This window comes from Xanthomonas sp. NCPPB 1132, from assembly GCF_056629235.1.
Map to the genome: position 1 here is coordinate 3,414,002 of NZ_CM152819.1, position 18,622 is coordinate 3,432,623.

Genomic DNA, 18,622 nt, shown 5'->3' on the forward strand with positions numbered 1-18,622 from the left:
AGAGGACGCACCGCCTGGCTCGCCGATTGCGAAGGATTGCGCCGGAGCGCAGCGTGCCGGAAAGGCCGCGAAATTGTACCGGCCCCGGACCGGGGGAACAAGGTGTTAAGACAGCGTCATGACTGAACGACAGTCAGGCACGGTCCGCCGCGGCCGTTTTGCGGTCACGGATTGAACATGCGCTGCGGCGCCAGCAGCCCGCTCGCATCGACCTGGCCCAGGCCGAGCGGGACGCCGTCGGCGTCGAACACCGCGGCCAGGCCGGGCGCCCAGGCCGGATCGCGCAGCCGCTGGCCCATGCGGAAGCGCTGCGCCGCAGCATGCTCCAGGCGCACCGGCGGGAAATCGGCCAGGCCGGCGGCCAGCGGCAGCACCAGCGCGTCCAGTGCCGCCGGATCCTGCGCGGCCAGGTGCTGCAGGTGCTCCAGGGTGACCATCTGCGGGTTGCGGAACGGTTCCACCCACAGCCGCCGCAGCGCGGCGATATGCGCACCGCAGCCCAGCGCCTCGCCCAGGTCGCGGGCCAGGCTGCGGATATAGGTGCCGGACCCGCAGGCCACGTGCAGGCGCAGGCGGTCGCCGGCATGCGCGAGCACGTCGATCGCATGCACCTCGACCTCGCGCTCTGGCGCCTCGATCGCCTCGCCGCGGCGCGCCTTGACGTACAGCGGTTCGCCGCCCTGCTTGAGCGCCGAGTAGATCGGCGCGCGCTGGCGGATGCGCCCGCGCAGCGGTGCCAGCGCCGCCTCCAGGGTCGCTGCGTCCAGCGGCGGCACCGGGCGGGTGCGCAGCACCGCGCCCTCGGCATCGTCGCTGTCGGTGGTGACGCCGAGCACGACCTCCGCCTCGTAGGCCTTGGCCGAGCCGAGCAGCAGCCCGGCCAGCTTGGTCGCCTCGCCGAAGCACAGCGGCAGCAGGCCGGTGGCGAGCGGATCCAGGCTGCCGGTGTGACCGCCCTTCTCCGCACGGAACAGCCGCCGCGCCGCCTGCAGCGCCGCGTTGGAACTCATGCCGATCGGCTTGTCGAGCAGCACGATGCCGTCGAGGCGACGGAAGACGATACGAGGCAGGCGCGGGCCGAAGACGGGCATGGGGTGCGGGCGGGGATTGGGGATTGAAGAGTCGGGAGTGGCGGATCCGGGCCCGGCATGGCGCAAGTCGAACGGCACGGGCGGAAAACGCAGGCACGCACGGGACAGCGGAAAACCGTGACGAATCGAAGAGCGCCGCGATCGCGACTGCGAAACGGGCGCTCGCATTCGGTGTCCGCACTCAAACACTGGACGCCGACGCCACGGCGTCGGCAGCGGACTCAGTCCTTGCGCGGCGCCGTGTCGGCGTCGTCGGCGGCGTGGCCGTCGTCGTCCTGCTCCTGCTGCAGTTCCGGCATGTCGCGCAGCAGATTGTCGATGCGCTCGCCGCGATCGACCGAATCGTCGTAGTGGAAATGCAGTTCGGGCACGTGGCGCAGCTTCATCGCCCGCGCCAGCTCGCTGCGCAGTTGCGGCGCCAGTTCCTTCAGGCCCTTGACCGCCTCGGCCGAGCGTTCCTGCATCAGCGCGGTGACGAACACCTTGGCATGGGCCAGATCGCGGGTGACCTCGACATCGGACACGCTGACCGACGGCAGGCCATGATCGCGCACGGCCGCATGCACGATCGTGCCGAGGTCACGCCGGATCTGCGCGGACACACGATCGGTACGGTGAAAGGATTTGGTGGGCATAGCGAAAATCTCTCTGTTCGGAATAAAGAAATCGGGAAGGGTCTGGGACGAGCGACGCACCTGCAGCGCCCCGCTCCTCCCATTCCCCAATCCCGATTCCCGATTCCCAGCTCTTACAGCGTACGCTGCACTTCGATGCGCTCGAAGCACTCGATCTGGTCGCCGGCCTTGACGTCGTTGTAGGCCTTCACGCCGATACCGCACTCGGTGCCGTTACGCACTTCGTCGACGTTCTCCTTGAAGCGACGCAGCGATTCCAGCTCGCCCTCGAACACCACGGTGTTGTCGCGCAGCACGCGGATCGGCTTGTTGCGCTTGACCACGCCCTCCACGACCATGCAGCCGGCGACGGCACCGAACTTGGAGCTGCGGAACACGTCGCGCACCTGGGCGATACCGATGATCTCTTCGCGGATCTCCACGCCCAGCAGGCCGGACGCCACCTGCTTCACCTGGTCGATCACGTCGTAGATGATCGAGAAGTAACGCAGGTCGATGCCGTTGGTCTCGATGATGCGCCGCGCCGAGGCGTCGGCACGCACGTTGAAGCCGATCACCGTGGCCTTGGACGCCAGCGCCGAATTCGCATCGGACTCGGTGATGCCGCCCACGCCGGAGTGGATCACGTTGATGCGGATCTGCTCGTTGGACAGCGCGGTCAGCGACTGCTTCAGCGCTTCCACCGAACCCTGCACGTCGGCCTTGATCACCAGGTTCAGCGACAGCTGGCCTTCGCCCTTGCCGAGCTGCGACATGATGTCTTCCATGCGGCTGCCCGCCGAGGACACCAGACGCGACTCGCGGCGCTTGGTCTCGCGCTGCTGCGCCACGTCCTTGGCCAGGCGCTCGTCGTCGACGACCACGAAGTCGTCGCCGGCATCCGGCACGCCGGACAGGCCCAGCACCTGCACCGGGATCGACGGACCCGCCGAATCGGGCTGCTTGCCGGTCTCGTCGAACAGCGCACGCACGCGGCCGTACTGGATGCCGCACACCAGGTAGTCGCCTTTCTTCAGCGCGCCCTGCTGCACCAGCACCGTCGCCACCGGGCCGCGGCCCTTGTCCAGCGAGGACTCGATCACCACGCCGCTGGCGCGGCCTTCGGCCACCGCCCGCAGTTCCAGCACTTCGGCCTGCAGCGAGATCGCGTCCAGCAGCACGTCGATGCCCTGGCCGGTCTTGGCCGAGAGTTCGACGAACTGGGTGTCGCCACCGAATTCTTCGGCGACCACGTCCTGCGCCAGCAGCTCGTTCTTGACCCGCAGCGGATCGGCGCCGGACTTGTCGATCTTGTTGACCGCCACGATCAGCGGCACGCCGGCCGCCTTCGCATGCTTGACCGCCTCGACCGTCTGCGGCATCACGCCGTCGTCGGCCGCGACCACCAGCACCACGATGTCGGTGAGCTTGGCGCCACGCGCGCGCATCGAGGTGAACGCGGCATGGCCCGGGGTATCCAGGAAGCTGATGACGCCGCGGTCGGTCTCGACGTGGTAGGCGCCGATGTGCTGGGTGATGCCGCCGGCTTCGCCGGAGGCCACCTTGGTGCGGCGGATGTAGTCCAGCAGCGAGGTCTTGCCGTGGTCGACGTGGCCCATGATGGTGACCACCGGCGGCCGCGGCAGCTTCTCGCCCTGCGCGTCCTCGGTGTGCGCCAGCAGCGCGTCCTCCGCGTCGGCACTGCCGGCGCGGGTCGGCTTGTGGCCGAGTTCCTCGGTGACCAGCGCGGCGGTGTCGTGGTCGATGGTCTGGGTGATGGTGGCCATCACGCCCATCTTGAACAGCGCCTTGACCACGTCGCCGCCCTTCAGCGCGAGCTTCTGCGCCAGGTCCGCCACGGTGATGGTGTCGCCGATCGCCACTTCACGCACCACCGGTGCAGTCGGACGCTCGAAGCCGTGCGCGCCGCCGCCGCTGCGCGACGGTTCGGCCTGGCGACGGCCGCCGCTGTGGCTGCCGCCGCGCGGCTTGCCGCGCACGTTGGAACGGCGCGCGCGGTCGGCCGCGGACAGATGCAACTGGCCGGCGAAGCGGCTGGTGCTGTCGTCGTCCTCGACCCCGGCGACCATCACGTGCGAGCCGCGGGTCTTGTGCTTGTTGGCAGCGTTGTTGCGGTCGTCGCTGCGCGGCGCCGCCGGCTTGGCCGGATGCGCGGCACCGGCCGGACGCGGCGCCACCGCCGGGCGCGGCGCGCGCGGCGCAGCGGCGGCGTTGCGGTCGGCGGCAGGCGCGGACGGGGCCGCGGCCGGCGGTGCCGACTCGGCTTCCAGCGCGGCCTGGGCCGCGCGTTGCTCGGCCTCGGCGCGCTCGCGCGCTTCCTGCTCGGCCCTACGCTTGCGCTCGATTTCCTCGGCGCGCGCCCGGTCCTGCTCGGCGAGCTTCTGCTGCTCGGCCAGGTTGCGCTGCTTGGATTCCTCCAGCTTGCGCAGGATCTCGGCGCGCTCGTCGTCCACCCGTCCGCCCGCGGACGGCGCCGCACGCTCGGCGGCCAGGTCCTCGGCCGACTTCACGTAGGTGCGCTTCTGCCGGACCTCGACGTTGACCGTGGTCTTGCTGCGCCCGGCGCTGACCGTCACTTCCTGCAGCTTGCGCCGGTTCAGGGTGATCTTCTTCGGCGCCGCCTGGGCCTCTTCCTCGACCGGCTTGTCGGTCTTGCCGTGGGTACGGCGCAGGAAGCCCAGCAGCTTCATCTTTTCGGTGCTGGTGACGACCTGGTCGGGACCGCTGAACTTCATCCCGGCGTCGGCCAGTTGAACCAGCAGTTTCTCGACCGGCGTGTTCACCAGTTCGGCCAGCTTGCGGATGGTGGTTTGCTGCGACATTCGGATCCTATGATCTGGTTGGCGCCCCCTCGCCGCGTGCGAAGGTAGCGCGGATTCTAAGCCCTGATCGGGTCAGGGCGGCATTCATCGCTGACTCATTCGCCGCGCTCCAGGCGGGCGATCTCCTCGGCGCGGGCGGCCAGGATCAGGGCCGCGGCGCGGTCCTTGTCCAGGTCCTCGATGCCGAACTCGAGGATTTCGTCGGCAGCCAGATCCGACAGGTCCTCGCTGGTGCGCACGCCATGGCTGGCCAACGCGTAGGCGGTGCCCTCGTCCATGCCCGGCAGCGACAGCAGGTCCGCTGCCGGCACGCCGTCGTCGTCGCTCTCCTCGGCGGCCAGCGCCTCGTTGAGCAGCGCGTCGCGGGCACGCGCGCGCAATTCCTCGACGATGTCCTCGTCGAAGCCTTCCACCGCCAGCAGCTCGCCGACCGGCACGTAGGCGATTTCCTCGACCGAGTTGAAGCCCTCGGCGACCAGGATCGCGGCGATCTCCTCGTCCACTTCCAGCTTGTCCATGAACAGTTGGCGGGCCACGGCCTGCTCGGCCTCGGACTTGGCCGCGACCTGCTCGGCGGTCATCACGTTGAGCTGCCAGCCGGTCAGGCGGCTGGCCAGGCGCACGTTCTGGCCGCCCTTGCCGATCGCCTGGGCCAGGCGGTCTTCCGCCACCGCCAGGTCCATCGAGTGCTTCTCTTCATCGACGATGATCGACTGCACCTCGGCCGGCGCCATCGCGTTGATGACGAAGTTGGCCGGGTTGTCGTTCCACAGCACGATGTCCACACGCTCGCCGTTGAGCTCGTTGGACACCGCCTGCACGCGCGACCCGCGCATGCCGATGCAGGCGCCGATCGGATCGGTGCGGGTGTCGTGCGCCAGCACCGCGATCTTGGCGCGGTCGCCCGGATCGCGTGCGCAGGCCTTGATCTCGACCAGGCCCTGACCCACTTCCGGCACTTCCAGCTTGAACAGCTCGATCATGAATTCCGGCGCGGCGCGGCTGATGAACAGCTGCGGGCCGCGCGGCTCCGAACGCACCTCGGCCAGGTAGCCGCGCACGCGGTCGCCGGCGCGCAGCACGTCGCGCGGAATGCCCTTGTCCTTGGGGATGAAGGCCTCGGCGTTGCCGCCCAGGTCCACGTAGATGTTGCCGCGCTCGGCACGCTTGACCACGCCGGTGACCAGCTCGCCGACGCGATCCTTCCACGCGTCCACCACCTGCTGGCGCTCGGCCTCGCGCACGCGCTGCACGATCACCTGCTTGGCGGCCTGCGCGGCGATGCGGCCGAAGTCCGGATTCTCGATCTGCTCTTCGATGTAGTCGCCGACATCCACGCCCTCGGCCTCGTCGACCGCGTCCATCAGGCGGATCTGCCGGTCGGGCGACTCCATCACCACGTCGTCGGCCACCACTTCCCAGCGCCGGAAGGTCTCGTAGGTGCCGTCCTTGTGGTCGATGGTGACGCGCGTCAGCACGTCCTGGTCGGGGTAGCGCTTCTTCGCCGCCGACGCCAATGCGGCCTCGATCGCGTCGAAGATCACTTCGCGCGGCACGCCCTTTTCGTTGGCCACCGCGTCGACTACCAGCAACAGTTCCTTGCTCATTCTTTCGCTCCGCGCGCAGCCTCGTCGGCCGCCGGTTCGTTGGATGGTTTCTTATTGGATTTTGCGTTCTTGCCGGCCGGCTTCGGGCCCTTGCCCGGCTTGGTCGGCGCCAGGCCCAGCGCCGCCCAGTCGGGCAGGATCCGCGCCTTGTCGATGTTGTCGAAGTCCACCGCCAGTTCGGCGCCGTCGACCTCGAAGGTGATGCGGCCGGCAGCGGCGTCGGCCTGCACGATGCGCCCCTGCAGGCGACGACGGCCCTGCTGCGGCAACTTCAGCACCACCTTGGCCGATTCGCCGAGGTGGCGGGAAAACTGTTCGGCGCTGAACAGCGGCCGGTCCACGCCCGGCGAGGACACTTCCAGCGTGTAGTTGCCGCTGATCGGGTCTTCCACGTCCAGTTGCGCCGAGACCTCACGGCTGACCCGCTCGCAGTCGTCGATGTTGACCACGCGTTCGGGCTGCTCGGCCAGCGGCACGTCGATGTACAGGCGCAGCGTGGCGCCGCCGGGGGCCGGCAGGTATTCCGCGCCCAGCAGTTCCAGGCCCAACGCGTCCACGGTCGGGCCCAGCAGAGTCGCGATTTCGTTTGCCTTGTCGCTCACAGCCTGCCTTGCATCTGAAAAAATAGAAAGTCGATTGCGTGCATTTCCCGGACCCCGGAAACGACAAAGGGCCCTCTGGGCCCCTTGTCCGGTAAAACTCCGGTCACGCTGGATTCCGGTTGCGACGACGGGAACATGCGTCATCGCGAAGCCCAAACTTTCCTGCCGCAGACAACCGATGCACTGGTTGCCGCTGCAGACAAAGATGGTAGCGGGGGCAGGATTTGAACCTGCGACCTTCGGGTTATGAGCCCGACGAGCTGCCAGACTGCTCCACCCCGCAGCAGAAGCGGAATTATGAAGAATCAGTGCGTCGATTGCAAGCCCTGATTTTCATCTCGATGCGGTAGCGACGCTGCCGATCGAAGGACGCCATGATAACCGCACGCGATGGAAAACGAAACAGCAATCGCATCGCCGAATGCTAAAACGCCAACGCCGCCTTGCGGCGGCGTTGGCGAAACACAGCGGGAAACCCGCGAATTTCGCGATCAGGCCAGGTGCGCGAAGGCGCGCTGGCACCACGCCATCAGCGGGCTCCAGGCCAGGCCGAAGGCCAGCAGGCCCAGCGCGTTGACGCCCAGCGCCACGCCCAGCACGCGGTCGTCGTTGGCCGGCAGCGGCGTACCGACCGGTTCGTCGAAATACATCACCTTGATCACGCGCAGGTAGTAGAACGCGCCGATCACCGCGCACAGCACCGACAGCACGGCCAGGCCGGTCCACCACAGGTTCTGGTCGGGCACCGCGACCACCGCGCCCAGCACCGCCAGCTTGGCCCAGAAGCCCAGGAACGGCGGCACACCGGCCAGCGACGCCATGATGCACAGCACCAGCAGCGCCATCCACGGGTTGCGCGCGTTCAGGCCCTTGAAGTCGTCGATGTTCTCGGCCTCGAAGCCCTTGCGCGACAGCGCGATGATCGCGCCGAACGAGGCGGTGGACATCACCGCGTAGCAGATCGCGTAGAACAGCGCCGCCGCATAGCCGCGCTCGCCGCCGCCGGCCACGCCGAGCAGCAGGAAGCCGATGTGCGAAACCGTGGAGTACGCCAGCATGCGCTTGAGGTTGCTCTGCGCCACCGCCATCAGGTTGCCGACCACCAGCGACAGCGCCGCCAGGCCGCCGATCACCCAGTGCCACTGCGCCGCCAGCGGACCCACGCCCACTTCCAGCAGGCGGTAGGCCATGCCGAACGCGGCCAGCTTGGAGGCCGAACTGATGAATAGCGCGATCGGCGCCGGGGCACCCTGGTAGACGTCCGGCAGCCACATGTGGAACGGCGCGGCGCCGAGCTTGAAGGCGACGCCGGCGATCATGAACACGGTGCCGGTCAGCAGCAGCATGTGCTCGCGGCCGTTGCCGATCGCCTCGTGGATGCCGCTCAGGCTCAGCGTGCCGGTGGCGCCGTAGATCAGCGACATGCCGTACAGCAGCAAGCCGGAGGCCAGCGAACCGAGCACGATGTACTTCATCGCCGCTTCGGTGGCCATGCCGTTGTCGCGGTTGGAGGCGACCAGCGCGTAGGAACACAGCGCCAGCAGTTCCAGGCCCAGATAGACCATCAGCAGGCTGCCGGCCGAGACCAGGATCATCATGCCGACCGTGGCGAACAGCACCAGCACCGGGATCTCGCCCTGGTACAGCTTGCGCTCGCGCAGGTAGCTCCAGCCGTAGATCAGGGTCAGCGCGCTGAGTCCGACGATCACCGTCTTCATCACGTCGGCGGCGGCATCGCGCACGAACATGCCCTGGAACACCTCGCCCTGCCCGCCCACGCCGGCCAGCAGCATCGCGAACACCGCGACCAGGATCGCCACCGACACGATGTGGGTCCAGGCCTTGTTGCGCTCGCTGATGAACAGATCGAGCATCAGCAGGAAGAAGGCACCGGCGGTCAGCACCAGCTCGGGCAGCAGGGGCGGCAGGTCGACGGTGGTCAGAGGCAGCAGCGCAGGGGTGGTCATCATCAAATCTCTGGAATCAATACGCTCGACGGCCGCTTACAGCTTGCTGGTGGCGATCTGCGCCGCCAGCTTCGCGATCGAGGGCTCCATCAGGTCGGTCAACGGCTTCGGATACAGGCCCAGGGCCAGCACGCCGAGCGCGAACACGCCCAGCACCAGCGCCTCGCGGCCGTTGATGTCCTTCAGCTCGGCCACGTGCGCATTGGCGACTTCGCCGAAGAACACGCGCTTGTAGAGCCACAACGTGTAGGCCGCGCCGATCACCAGCGTGGTCGCCGCACCGAATGCCTGCAGCGGATGCGACTGGAAGCTGGCCAGGATCACCATGAACTCGCCCACGAACCCGCTGGTGCCCGGCAAGCCGGCATTGGCCATGAAGAACAGCATCGCGAACGCGGCGAACCACGGCATCACGTTGGCCACGCCGCCGTAGTCGGCGATGCGGCGGGTGTGCATGCGGTCGTACAGCACGCCCACGCAGGAGAACATCGCGCCGGAGACGAAGCCGTGCGAAATCATCTGCACCATCGAGCCCTGCAGCGCCAGCTGTGCGGCGTCGCCGCTGCCGGATCCGACCAGGGCGAAGGCGACGAAGGCGCCGAGGGTGACGAAGCCCATGTGCGCGATCGACGAGTACGCGATCAGCTTCTTCATGTCGTCCTGGACCAGGGCGACCAGGCCGACGTAGATCACCGCGATCAGCGACAGCGCGATCACCAGCCACGCCAACTGGTTGCTGGCGTCGGGCAGGATCGGCAGGTTGAAGCGCAGGAAACCGTAACCGCCGATCTTCAGCGCGATCGCCGCCAGGATCACCGAACCGGCGGTCGGCGCTTCCACGTGCGCGTCCGGCAACCAGGTGTGCACCGGGAACATCGGCACCTTGACCGCGAAGGCGATCAGGAAGGCGAAGAACAGCCAGGTCTGCTCCTTGGACGTGAGCGAGAGCTGGTACAGGTCGGCGAGCTGGAAGCTGCCGCCCTTCAGGTACAGGTAGATCAACCCGACCAGCATCAGCACCGAGCCGAGGAAGGTGTACAGGAAGAACTTGACCGCGGCGTAGATGCGGCGCGGGCCGCCCCAGATGCCGATGATCAGGAACATCGGGATCAGCATCGCCTCGAAGAACACGTAGAACAGCATCGCGTCGGTGGCGGCGAAGATGCCGACCGTGACGCCTTCCAGGATCAGGAACGCCGCCACGTACTGGTTGACGCGCTTGTCGATCGAGGCCCAGGCGCCGATCAGCGCCAGCACCGTGATCAGCGTGGTCAGCACGATCAGCGCCACCGCGATGCCGTCGGCACCGAGGTTGTAGCCGATGTCGTACGCCGGGATCCAGGCGTGGGTCTCGACGAACTGCAGCGCGCCGCTGGTGTAGTCGAAACCGGTAAGCAGCGGCACGCTGAGCGCGAAGGTCAGCAACGCCACCAGCAGCGACGCCCAGCGCGCCGCACGCGCGTCACGCACGGCGAGCACCAGGGCACCGCCGATGATCGGCAGCCAGATCAGGATGGAGAGTAGAGGCCAGTTCGACACGTGTTCTTATTCCGTACAGGTCAACGCCAGAAATGCATCAGCACGCCCAGCAGGGCAATGAGACCGACGATCATCGCGAAGGCGTAGTGATAGAGGAAACCGGATTGCGTGCGACGCAGCAGGTTGGCCGCCAGGTCGATCACGCGCGCGGTGCCGTTGACCATGACGCCGTCCACGACATGCGTATCCACCGCGCGCGACGCCTTGCCCAGGCGCACGCCGCCGCCGGCGAAACCGCCGATCCAGAGCTTGTCGAAACCGTACTTGTTCTCGAGGATCCACACCGGCACCGAGAAGGTCTTGCGCGCCTTCGCCGCCAGTTCCGGCTTCCACAGGTACAGGATCCAGGCCAGGGCGAAGCCGGCCAGGGTCAGGAAGAACGGTACCTGGTAGAGGCCGTGCAGCGCGAACTTGACCGGGCCGTGGAACTCCTCGGCCAACGCGCCGACGGTGTCGCGCGCCGGATCGTAGAAATCGACGATGCCGGTGAAGAAGCTGACCGCCTGACCCTTGATCGCCACGGCGGCGTGGTGCCCTGCCCAGTCGGTGCCGAACAGCATCGGGCCGATGGTGAAGAAGCCGATCGCGATCGACGGAATCGCCAGCAGGATCAGCGGCACCGTCACTACCCACGGCGACTCGTGCGGTTCGTGCGCGCCATGATGACCATGGTGGTCGTCATGCGCATGCGCGTCGTGCGCATCGTGCGCGTGGGACTGCGCCTCGGCGTCGGTGTGGGCGCTGTCGTGGTGGGCATGCACGTCGTGCGCATGCGCGTCGCGGAAGCGCTCCTTGCCGTGGAAGGTCAGGAACAGCAGGCGGAAGCTGTAGAAGCTGGTGATCAGCACGCCACCCAGCACGGCCATGTAGCCGTAGTTGGCGATGCTCCAGAACGGGGCACCCTCGGCGTGGAGCTGGGCCGCCTCGATGATCGTGTCCTTGGAATAGAAGCCGGCGAAGAACGGGGTGCCGACCAGCGCCAGGGTGCCGATCACGCTGGTCCAGTAGGTGATCGGCATGTACTTGCGCAGGCCGCCCATCTTGCGCATGTCCTGCTCATGGTGCATGCCGATGATCACCGAGCCGGCCGCCAGGAACAGCAGCGCCTTGAAGAAGGCATGGGTCATCAGGTGGAACACCGCCGCCGAGTACGCCGACACGCCCAGCGCTACGGTCATGTAGCCCAGCTGCGACAGCGTCGAGTACGCGACCACGCGCTTGATGTCGTTCTGCACGATGCCGATCAGGCCGGTGAAGAAGGCGGTGGTGGCGCCGATGAAGAGCACGAAATTCAGCGCGGTCTGCGACAGCTCGAACAGCGGCGACATGCGCGCCACCATGAAGATGCCCGCGGTGACCATGGTCGCGGCGTGGATCAGCGCCGAGATCGGGGTCGGGCCTTCCATCGAGTCAGGCAGCCACACATGCAGCGGCACCTGCGCCGACTTGCCCATGGCGCCGATGAACAGGCAGATGCAGATCATCGTCGGCACCGACCAGACCCACGGATCGGTCAGGTGGACGACCTCGGCACTGAACGGGACGGGGATGGAACCGGTCCACACGGTGATGGTGCCGCCGACCATGCCGGTGGCATTGGCGAACACCATCGAGTAGTCGAGGGTGCCGAACACGTACAGCACCAATGCGATGCCGAGCAGGAAGCCGAAGTCGCCGACGCGATTGACCAGGAACGCCTTCATGTTGGCGAACACCGCGGTCGGGCGCTTGAACCAGAAGCCGATCAGCAGGTACGACACCAGGCCCACTGCTTCCCAGCCGAAGAACAGCTGCAGGAAGTTGTTGCTCATCACCAGGCTGAGCATCGAGAAGGTGAACAGCGAGATGTAGCTGAAGAAGCGCTGGTAGCCCGGGTCGTCGGCCATGTAGCCGATGGTGTAGATGTGCACCAGCAGCGACACGAAGGTCACCACCACCATCATCATCGCGGTCAGGCGGTCGACCATGAAACCGACGTGGGCCGAGTAGTTGCCGACCTCGAAGAAGGTGTAGAGGTTCTGGTTGAACGGCGAGGCGCCCTGCCCGACCAGCTGGTACAGGGTCCAGCACGACAGCGCGCAGCTGACCGCGACGCCGAGGATGGTGGCGAACTGCGCGCCCTTGCGGCCGACCTGGCGGCCGAACAGGCCGGCGATGATGCTGCCGACCAGCGGGGCCAGCACCACCGCGATCAGCAGACTCTTGGAGAGCGTAATTTCCATCTGCAGGTCAGCCCTTCAGCGAATCGACTTCGGCCACGTTGATCGTGTGGCGGGTACGGAACAGCGTCACCAGGATCGCGAGGCCGATGGCGGCTTCGGCCGCGGCCACGGTCAGGATGAAGAACACGAACAACTGGCCGGCGGCGTCGCCGAGCTCGCGCGAGAAGGCGACGAAGTTGATGTTGACCGACAGCAGCATCAACTCGATCGACATCAGCAGCACGATGACGTTCTTGCGGTTGAGGAAGATGCCGGCCAGGGCGATGCAGAACAGCACCGCGCCGAGCGCCAGCAGATGGCCTAGGGAAATCATGGCTGGCCCTCCTGCGATGCCGGCGGGGTGTGGAGCGTGGGCTTCTCGGCGTCCATCTTGACCATGCGCAGGCGATCGCTGGCCTTGACCCGCGACTGGTCGCCCGGGTTCTGGGTCTTGATGCCGGTGCGCTTGCGCAGGGTCAGCATCACCGCGGCCACGACCGCCACGGTCAGGATGATCGCGGCGAACTCGAACGGCAGCAGGAACTGGGTGAACAGGGTCTTGGCCAGCCAGGTGATGTTGGAGGTGTCGGCGGCCTGGGCCGCGGCGTTGTCGGCCGGGAACGGCGCGGCGCTACGCGCCTTGACCCCGATCAGGGTGACCATCTGCACCAGCATCGCCACCGCGACCACCAGGCCGACCGGCAGGTAGCGCACCCAGCCCTCGCGCAGGCGGGCGGTGTCGATGTCCAGCATCATCACCACGAACAGGAACAGCACCATGACCGCGCCGACGTAGACCAGCACCAGGGTCACGCCGAGGAACTCGGCGCCCACCAGCAGCCACACGCAGGCGATGGAGAAGAATGTCAGGATCAGGCACAGCACCGCATACACGGGGTTGCGCACGCTGATCACCGCGCCGGCGGCGACCGCGGCGATGGTGGCGAAGATCCAGAAAGCGATATTGACCCAATCCATTTCGGAACCTCAGCGGAAGGGAGCGTCGGCAGCGCGGCGCTCGGCGATCTCGGCCTCGAGCCGGTCTCCGATCGCCAGCAACTGCGGCTTGGTGACGATGTTCTCGCCGCGCTTCTCGAAGTGGTACTCCAGCACCTGGGTCTCCACGATCGAATCCACCGGGCAGCTTTCCTCGCAGAAGCCGCAGTAGATGCACTTGAACAGGTCGATGTCGTAGCGGGTGGTGCGGCGGGTGCCATCCTCGCGCTTGGTCGAGTCGATGGTGATCGCCAGCGCCGGGCACACCGCCTCGCACAGCTTGCAGGCGATGCAGCGCTCTTCGCCGTTGGGATAGCGGCGCAGCGCGTGCAGGCCACGGAAGCGCGGCGACTGCGGGAACTTCTCCATCGGGTACAGCACGGTGTACTTGGGACGGAACGTGTACTTCAAGGTCAGCCACAGGCCGCCGAGCAACTCGAGCAGCAGCAGGCTCTTGAAGTAATGGGTGACTTTATTCATCGCTTACACACCCCTGTGGATCACACCGTAGAACACCATCAATGCCGTCACCGCGATCCACACGATCGTCAACGGAATGAACACCTTCCAACCCAGCCGCATGATCTGGTCGTAGCGGTAGCGCGGGAAACTGGCGCGGAACCAGATGTACGCGCTGGCGAAGAACAGCACCTTCATCAGCAGCCACGGCCAACCGCCCTTCCACACCCAGTCGATCCACGGCGAGATGTCGGCGTTGACCAGCCCCTGGATCGGACTCAGCCAGCCGCCCAGGAAGAAGATCGAGACCAGGAAGCTGACCAGGATCATGTTGGCGTATTCGGCCAGGAAGAACAGCGCGAACGCACCGCCCGAGTACTCGACCATGTGGCCGGCGACGATTTCCGACTCGCCTTCGACCACGTCGAACGGCGCGCGGTTGGTCTCGGCCACGCCGGACACCCAGTACACGATGAACAGCGGGAACAGCGGGATCAGGAACCAGTTGAGCAAGCCGTGCGAACCCGCCTGCGCCTGCACGATCGTGCTCAGGTTCAGGCTGCCGGCGGCGATCATCACGCCGACCAGGGCGAAGCCCATCGCGATCTCATAGCTGACCACCTGCGCGGCCGAGCGCATCGCGCCGAGGAACGCGTACTTGGAGTTGGACGCCCAGCCGGCCAGGATGATGCCGTACACGCCCAGCGAGGTCATCGCCAGCAGGTACAGCAGGCCGGCGTTGGCGTTGGACAGCACCAGCTTGGCGTCGAACGGCACCACCGCCCAGGCGGCGAAGGCCGGCGCCAGGGTGATCAGCGGCGCGATCACGAACATCGCCTTGTGCGAGCTGCTGGGCTGGATGATTTCCTTGAACAGCAGCTTGAAGACGTCGGCGAAGGCCTGGAAGATGCCCATGCCCACGTACATCGGCCCGTGGCGCACGTGCATCCAGCCGATCAGCTTGCGCTCCCAGACCACGTAGAACGCCACCGAGATGATCACCGGCATGGCGATCAGCAGGATCTTCAGCACGATCCACAGGACCACGCCGAGGGCGCCCAGGCCGAGGAACCACTGGTGCAGCGGGTCGACCACGTTCAACAGCATCTCGTTCATGCAGCCACCACCGTCACCCGACCGGCGCCCAGCGGCGCGGTCGCGCCGTGGCCCGTTTCGATCCAGGCCGCGCCCGGCGCGACCCGCTTGTCCGTCGCCAGCGGCAACGTGGCGCTACCCGCCGCGGTACCGACCTTGACCATCTGCCCGTCGCGCAGGCCCAGCCGCGCCGCCTCGTCCGGATGCACCGCCACGCCCGGCGCGCGGTTCAGCGGATGCTGCTGCAGCGCCTGCGCGCGGCGCACCACCGCATCGGTGCGGTAGATCGCCGGGCTGGCGGCCAGTTCCAGGCCCTCGTCCTGGCGTGCCGGCTGCGCCGAGCTCGCCGCGGCGACCTCGCGCGGCTGCAGGCCATCGCGCAGTCCGGCCAGGTCGATGAACTCGAAGCCGGGCAGGCCCAGTTCGCCGCCGAGCGCGCGCAGCACGCGCCAGCCCTCGCGGGCCTCGCCCGGCAGCTTGCCGCCGGCGCGGGTGCGCTGCTCGCTGCCGTTGAGGTTGGTCAGCGTCGCCTCGATTTCCGGCAGCGCGCCGATCGGCAGGATCACGTCGGCCACGTCGCGGGTGGAGGCGCAGGCGAAGTGGCTGAACGCCACCACCTTGGCACCGGCCAGCGCGCTGCGCGCGGCGGCGGCGTCGGCAAAGTCCAGCCCCGGCTCCAGGCCGTACAGCACGTAGGCGCTGCGCGGTTCGGCCAGCATCGCGGCGACGTTGCGGCCGCGCGGCAGCACACCGTAGCGCGCCAGGCCCAGCGCGTTGGCGCCCTGCGGGATGCGGCACAGCGCCGCGCCGGTGGCGGCGGCGAAGTCGCGCGCGGCGGCACGCAGCGCCGCGGCCTGCGGATGGTTCTCGGCCAGCGCGCCGACGATCAGCACCGCACGGCCGGCGCCCTGCACCGCTTCGCGCAGCGCGCCGTCGGCCAGCGCCTCGGCGAACTTCGACGGCGCCACGATCTGGCGGCCGGCCTGGTCGAAGGCCACGTCGAAATCGACCGGGTTGATCGAATACACCTTGGTCTGGCGCTGCATCCGCGCCTTGCGCAGGCGTGCATGCAGCAGCGGCAGTTCATGGCGCAGGTTGCTGCCCAGGATCACCACCACGTCGGCCTGCTCGATCTCGGCCAGCGGCAGCGCGAACGGCTCGGCCAGCGCGGCATCGGAGAAGTCGCGGTTGTACACGCGGTGGTCGAGGTTGCCGCTGTCCAGGCCCTCGGCCAGGCGCGCCAGCAGCGCGCCCTCCTCGTTGGAGGTGGACGGATGCGCGAGCACGCCCAGCGCGTCGCCGCGGTTGGCCTTGAGGATCTCGCTCGCGGCGGAAAGTCCTTCCGCCCACGAGACTTCGCGCCACTGCCCATCGACTTTGCGCATCGGCCGCAGTGCGCGGTCCTCGGCGTACAGGCCCTGGTGCGAGTAGCGGTCGCGGTCGGACAGCCAGCACTCGTTGACCGCTTCGTTGTCGCGCGGCACGGTGCGCAGCACTTCGCCGCGGCGCACGTGCAGGAACAGATTCGAACCCATCGCGTCGTGGTAACCCAGCGACTCGCGCGCCACCAGTTCCCAGGGCCGCGCGCGGAACTGGAACACCTTGTTGGTCAGCGCGCCGACCGGGCACACGTCGACCACGTTGCCGGACAGCTCGGTGGTCAGCGGCTTGCCGTCGTAGGTGCCGATCTGCAGGTTCTCGCCGCGATACATGCCACCCAACTCGTAGGTGCCGGCGATGTCCGCGGTGAAGCGCACGCAGCGGGTGCACTGGATGCAGCGGGTCATCTCGGTGGCGACCAGCGGTCCGATGTCCTCGTCCGGCACCACGCGCTTGCGCTCGTTGAAGCGGCTGACCGAACGGCCGTAGCCCAGCGACACGTCCTGCAGTTCGCACTCGCCGCCCTGATCGCAGATCGGGCAGTCCAGCGGGTGGTTGATCAGCAGGAATTCCATGACGCTGCGCTGGTACTTCAGCGCCTTGTCGCTGCGGGTCTGCACCTTCATGCCATCCATGACCGGCGTGGCGCAGGCCGGCGACGGCTTGGGCGACTTCTCGACGTCGACCAGGCACATGCGGCAGTTGGCCGCGATTGGCAGCTTCTCGTGGTAGCAGAAGCGCGGGATCGGGATGCCGGCCTTGTCGGCGGCCTGGATGATCATCGAGCCCTTCGGCACGACCAGCGACTGGCCGTCGATCTCGACGGTCACATGGCCTTCCGGCACGACCGCGGGGGTCGCGCCGGGATTGTTGGGTTGCGCGCTCATGCGGCGGCTGCCTCCAGCTTCTTGCCGTCAACCATCGAATGACCGTTGACGATGTAGTACTCGAATTCGTCCCAGAACTGGCGCAGGAAGCCCTGGATCGGCCAGGCCGCCGCTTCGCCGAAGGCGCAGATGGTGTGGCCTTCGATCTGCCCGGCGACGGTGCGCAGCTGGTGCAGGTCTTCCATCGTGGCCTTGCCGGCGACGATGCGCTCCAGCACGCGGTGCATCCAGCCGGTGCCTTCGCGGCACGGGGTGCACTGGCCGCAGGACTCCTTGTGGAAGAACTGCGAGATGCGGCAGGCGAACTTCACGCAGCAGACGCTGTCGTCCAGCACCACGATCGCGCCCGAGCCCAGGCCGGTGCCCAGTGCGCGCAGGGTGTCGTAGTCCATCTGCAGGCCCTTGAGCTGCTCGGCCTTCAGCACCGGCATCGACACGCCGCCCGGGATCGCGCCCTTGAGGGTGCGGCCCGGCTTCAGCCCGCCGGCCATTTCCAGCAATTCGTCGAAGGTGGTGCCCAGCGGCACCTCGAAGTTGCCGCCCTTCTGCACGCAGCCGGAGACCGAGAAGATCTTCGGGCCGCCGTTCTTGGTCTTGCTCAGGCCCAGGAACCATTCAGGGCCGTTGCGGATGATCGCCGGCACCGAGGCGTAGGTCTCGGTGTTGTTGATCGTCGACGGCTTGCCGTACAGGCCGAAGTTGGCCGGGAACGGCGGCTTGTAGCGCGGCTGGCCCTTCTTGCCTTCCAGCGACTCCATCAGCGCGGTCTCTTCGCCGCAGATGTAGGCGCCGGCGCCCAGCGCGCCGTAGATGTCGATGTCGATGCCGCTGCCGAGGATGTCCTTGCCCAGCCAGCCATTGGCGTAGGCATCGGCCAGGGCCTGCTCGAAATGCTCGAACGGCTCGTGGTGGAACTCGCCGCGCAGGTAGTTGTAGCCCACCGTGGAGCCGGTGGCGTAGCAGGCGATGGCCATGCCCTCCACCACCGAATGCGGGTTGTAGCGCAGGATGTCGCGGTCCTTGCAGGTGCCCGGCTCGGATTCGTCCGAGTTGCACAGGATGTACTTCTGCGGCGCGCCCTTGGGCATGAACGACCACTTCAGCCCGGTCGGGAAGCCGGCGCCGCCACGGCCGCGCAGGTTCGACTGCTTGACCATCTCGATCACCTGCTCCGGCGGGATCTTCTCTTCGAGGATCTTGCGCAGCGCGGCGTAGCCACCGGTCTTCAGGTAGCTCTCGTAGGACCACGGGGTGTCGTAGTGCAGCGTGGTGTACACCACCTGGTGCGGCAGCGGCGCGGGACCGACCGGACCGGTGGGGGCGTGGGGATGCTGTGCCATT

The 18,622-nt window shown here is 67.4% G+C and carries 14 protein-coding genes and 1 tRNA gene; all 15 read right to left on the reverse strand.

All coding sequences use genetic code 11. The features are described from left to right. Positions 1–164: 164 nt before the first annotated feature. Complete coding sequence (truB, locus tag AC1G9L_RS14540) at positions 165–1,091, reverse strand: tRNA pseudouridine(55) synthase TruB (protein WP_420007442.1); 927 nt, start codon at positions 1,089–1,091, stop codon at positions 165–167. A 221-nt stretch (positions 1,092–1,312) separates the two neighbouring features. After that, complete coding sequence (gene rbfA / locus AC1G9L_RS14545; protein ID WP_481069380.1) at positions 1,313–1,726, reverse strand: 30S ribosome-binding factor RbfA; 414 nt, start codon at positions 1,724–1,726, stop codon at positions 1,313–1,315. A 113-nt stretch (positions 1,727–1,839) separates the two neighbouring features. Further along, the gene (gene infB / locus AC1G9L_RS14550; RefSeq protein ID WP_481069381.1) at positions 1,840–4,548 is read right to left on the reverse strand and encodes a translation initiation factor IF-2; all 2,709 of its coding nucleotides are present in this window, start codon (positions 4,546–4,548) and stop codon (positions 1,840–1,842) included. A gap of 95 nt (positions 4,549–4,643) precedes the next feature. Next, on the reverse strand, positions 4,644–6,155 hold the full coding sequence (gene nusA / locus AC1G9L_RS14555) for a transcription termination factor NusA (protein ID WP_010343021.1): 1,512 nt from the start codon (positions 6,153–6,155) through the stop codon (positions 4,644–4,646). Next, positions 6,152–6,757: a ribosome maturation factor RimP gene (rimP, locus tag AC1G9L_RS14560; RefSeq protein WP_019799025.1), complete on the reverse strand. Its 606-nt coding sequence runs from the start codon at positions 6,755–6,757 to the stop codon at positions 6,152–6,154. Before rimP ends, nusA begins: the two co-directional genes overlap by 4 nt. 206 nt (positions 6,758–6,963) lie before the next feature. Beyond that, positions 6,964–7,040 (reverse strand) — tRNA-Met (locus AC1G9L_RS14565). 208 nt (positions 7,041–7,248) lie between these two features. Continuing rightward, positions 7,249–8,724 (reverse strand): NADH-quinone oxidoreductase subunit NuoN, encoded by a 1,476-nt coding sequence (gene nuoN / locus AC1G9L_RS14570; RefSeq protein WP_019799026.1) that lies wholly within the window; start codon positions 8,722–8,724, stop codon positions 7,249–7,251. Positions 8,725–8,760: 36 nt separating this feature from the next. Then, positions 8,761–10,263 carry an NADH-quinone oxidoreductase subunit M gene (locus tag AC1G9L_RS14575; protein ID WP_010343018.1) on the reverse strand — a complete coding sequence of 501 codons (1,503 nt, stop codon included), beginning with the start codon at positions 10,261–10,263 and terminating at the stop codon, positions 8,761–8,763. Positions 10,264–10,283: 20 nt separating this feature from the next. Beyond that, positions 10,284–12,485 (reverse strand): NADH-quinone oxidoreductase subunit L, encoded by a 2,202-nt coding sequence (gene nuoL, locus AC1G9L_RS14580; protein WP_019799027.1) that lies wholly within the window; start codon positions 12,483–12,485, stop codon positions 10,284–10,286. Positions 12,486–12,492: 7 nt separating this feature from the next. Further along, positions 12,493–12,798 carry an NADH-quinone oxidoreductase subunit NuoK gene (nuoK, locus tag AC1G9L_RS14585; RefSeq protein WP_017908131.1) on the reverse strand — a complete coding sequence of 102 codons (306 nt, stop codon included), beginning with the start codon at positions 12,796–12,798 and terminating at the stop codon, positions 12,493–12,495. Further along, a complete protein-coding gene (locus AC1G9L_RS14590; RefSeq protein WP_019799028.1) occupies positions 12,795–13,442 on the reverse strand; it encodes an NADH-quinone oxidoreductase subunit J in 648 nt (215 codons plus the stop codon). Before AC1G9L_RS14590 ends, nuoK begins: the two co-directional genes overlap by 4 nt. A 9-nt stretch (positions 13,443–13,451) precedes the next feature. After that, positions 13,452–13,940, reverse strand: a complete 489-nt coding sequence (gene nuoI / locus AC1G9L_RS14595; RefSeq protein WP_010343013.1) for an NADH-quinone oxidoreductase subunit NuoI — start codon at positions 13,938–13,940, stop codon at positions 13,452–13,454. Positions 13,941–13,943: 3 nt separating this feature from the next. Next, complete coding sequence (gene nuoH, locus AC1G9L_RS14600) at positions 13,944–15,035, reverse strand: NADH-quinone oxidoreductase subunit NuoH (protein ID WP_019799029.1); 1,092 nt, start codon at positions 15,033–15,035, stop codon at positions 13,944–13,946. Then, positions 15,032–17,281 (reverse strand): NADH-quinone oxidoreductase subunit NuoG, encoded by a 2,250-nt coding sequence (gene nuoG, locus AC1G9L_RS14605; RefSeq protein ID WP_371184553.1) that lies wholly within the window; start codon positions 17,279–17,281, stop codon positions 15,032–15,034. The genes nuoH and nuoG overlap by 4 nt, the downstream gene beginning before the upstream one ends. Then, positions 17,278–18,621 (reverse strand): NADH-quinone oxidoreductase subunit NuoF, encoded by a 1,344-nt coding sequence (gene nuoF, locus AC1G9L_RS14610; RefSeq protein WP_010343010.1) that lies wholly within the window; start codon positions 18,619–18,621, stop codon positions 17,278–17,280. Before nuoF ends, nuoG begins: the two co-directional genes overlap by 4 nt. Between the last annotated feature and the right edge of the window lies 1 nt (position 18,622).

What these genes read in the sequence shown, in the direction of transcription:
- nuoF (WP_010343010.1), bottom strand. Translation starts at nt 18,621, where the DNA reads ATGGCACAGCATCCCCACGCCCCCACCGGTCCGGTCGGTCCCGCGCCG.
- nuoN (WP_019799026.1), bottom strand. Translation starts at nt 8,724, where the DNA reads ATGACCACCCCTGCGCTGCTGCCTCTGACCACCGTCGACCTGCCGCCC.
- AC1G9L_RS14590 (WP_019799028.1), bottom strand. Translation starts at nt 13,442, where the DNA reads ATGGATTGGGTCAATATCGCTTTCTGGATCTTCGCCACCATCGCCGCG.
- truB (WP_420007442.1), bottom strand. Translation starts at nt 1,091, where the DNA reads ATGCCCGTCTTCGGCCCGCGCCTGCCTCGTATCGTCTTCCGTCGCCTC.
- nusA (WP_010343021.1), bottom strand. Translation starts at nt 6,155, where the DNA reads ATGAGCAAGGAACTGTTGCTGGTAGTCGACGCGGTGGCCAACGAAAAG.
- nuoL (WP_019799027.1), bottom strand. Translation starts at nt 12,485, where the DNA reads ATGGAAATTACGCTCTCCAAGAGTCTGCTGATCGCGGTGGTGCTGGCC.
- infB (WP_481069381.1), bottom strand. Translation starts at nt 4,548, where the DNA reads ATGTCGCAGCAAACCACCATCCGCAAGCTGGCCGAACTGGTGAACACG.
- nuoK (WP_017908131.1), bottom strand. Translation starts at nt 12,798, where the DNA reads ATGATTTCCCTAGGCCATCTGCTGGCGCTCGGCGCGGTGCTGTTCTGC.
- nuoH (WP_019799029.1), bottom strand. Translation starts at nt 15,035, where the DNA reads ATGAACGAGATGCTGTTGAACGTGGTCGACCCGCTGCACCAGTGGTTC.
- nuoI (WP_010343013.1), bottom strand. Translation starts at nt 13,940, where the DNA reads ATGAATAAAGTCACCCATTACTTCAAGAGCCTGCTGCTGCTCGAGTTG.
- nuoG (WP_371184553.1), bottom strand. Translation starts at nt 17,281, where the DNA reads ATGAGCGCGCAACCCAACAATCCCGGCGCGACCCCCGCGGTCGTGCCG.
- rbfA (WP_481069380.1), bottom strand. Translation starts at nt 1,726, where the DNA reads ATGCCCACCAAATCCTTTCACCGTACCGATCGTGTGTCCGCGCAGATC.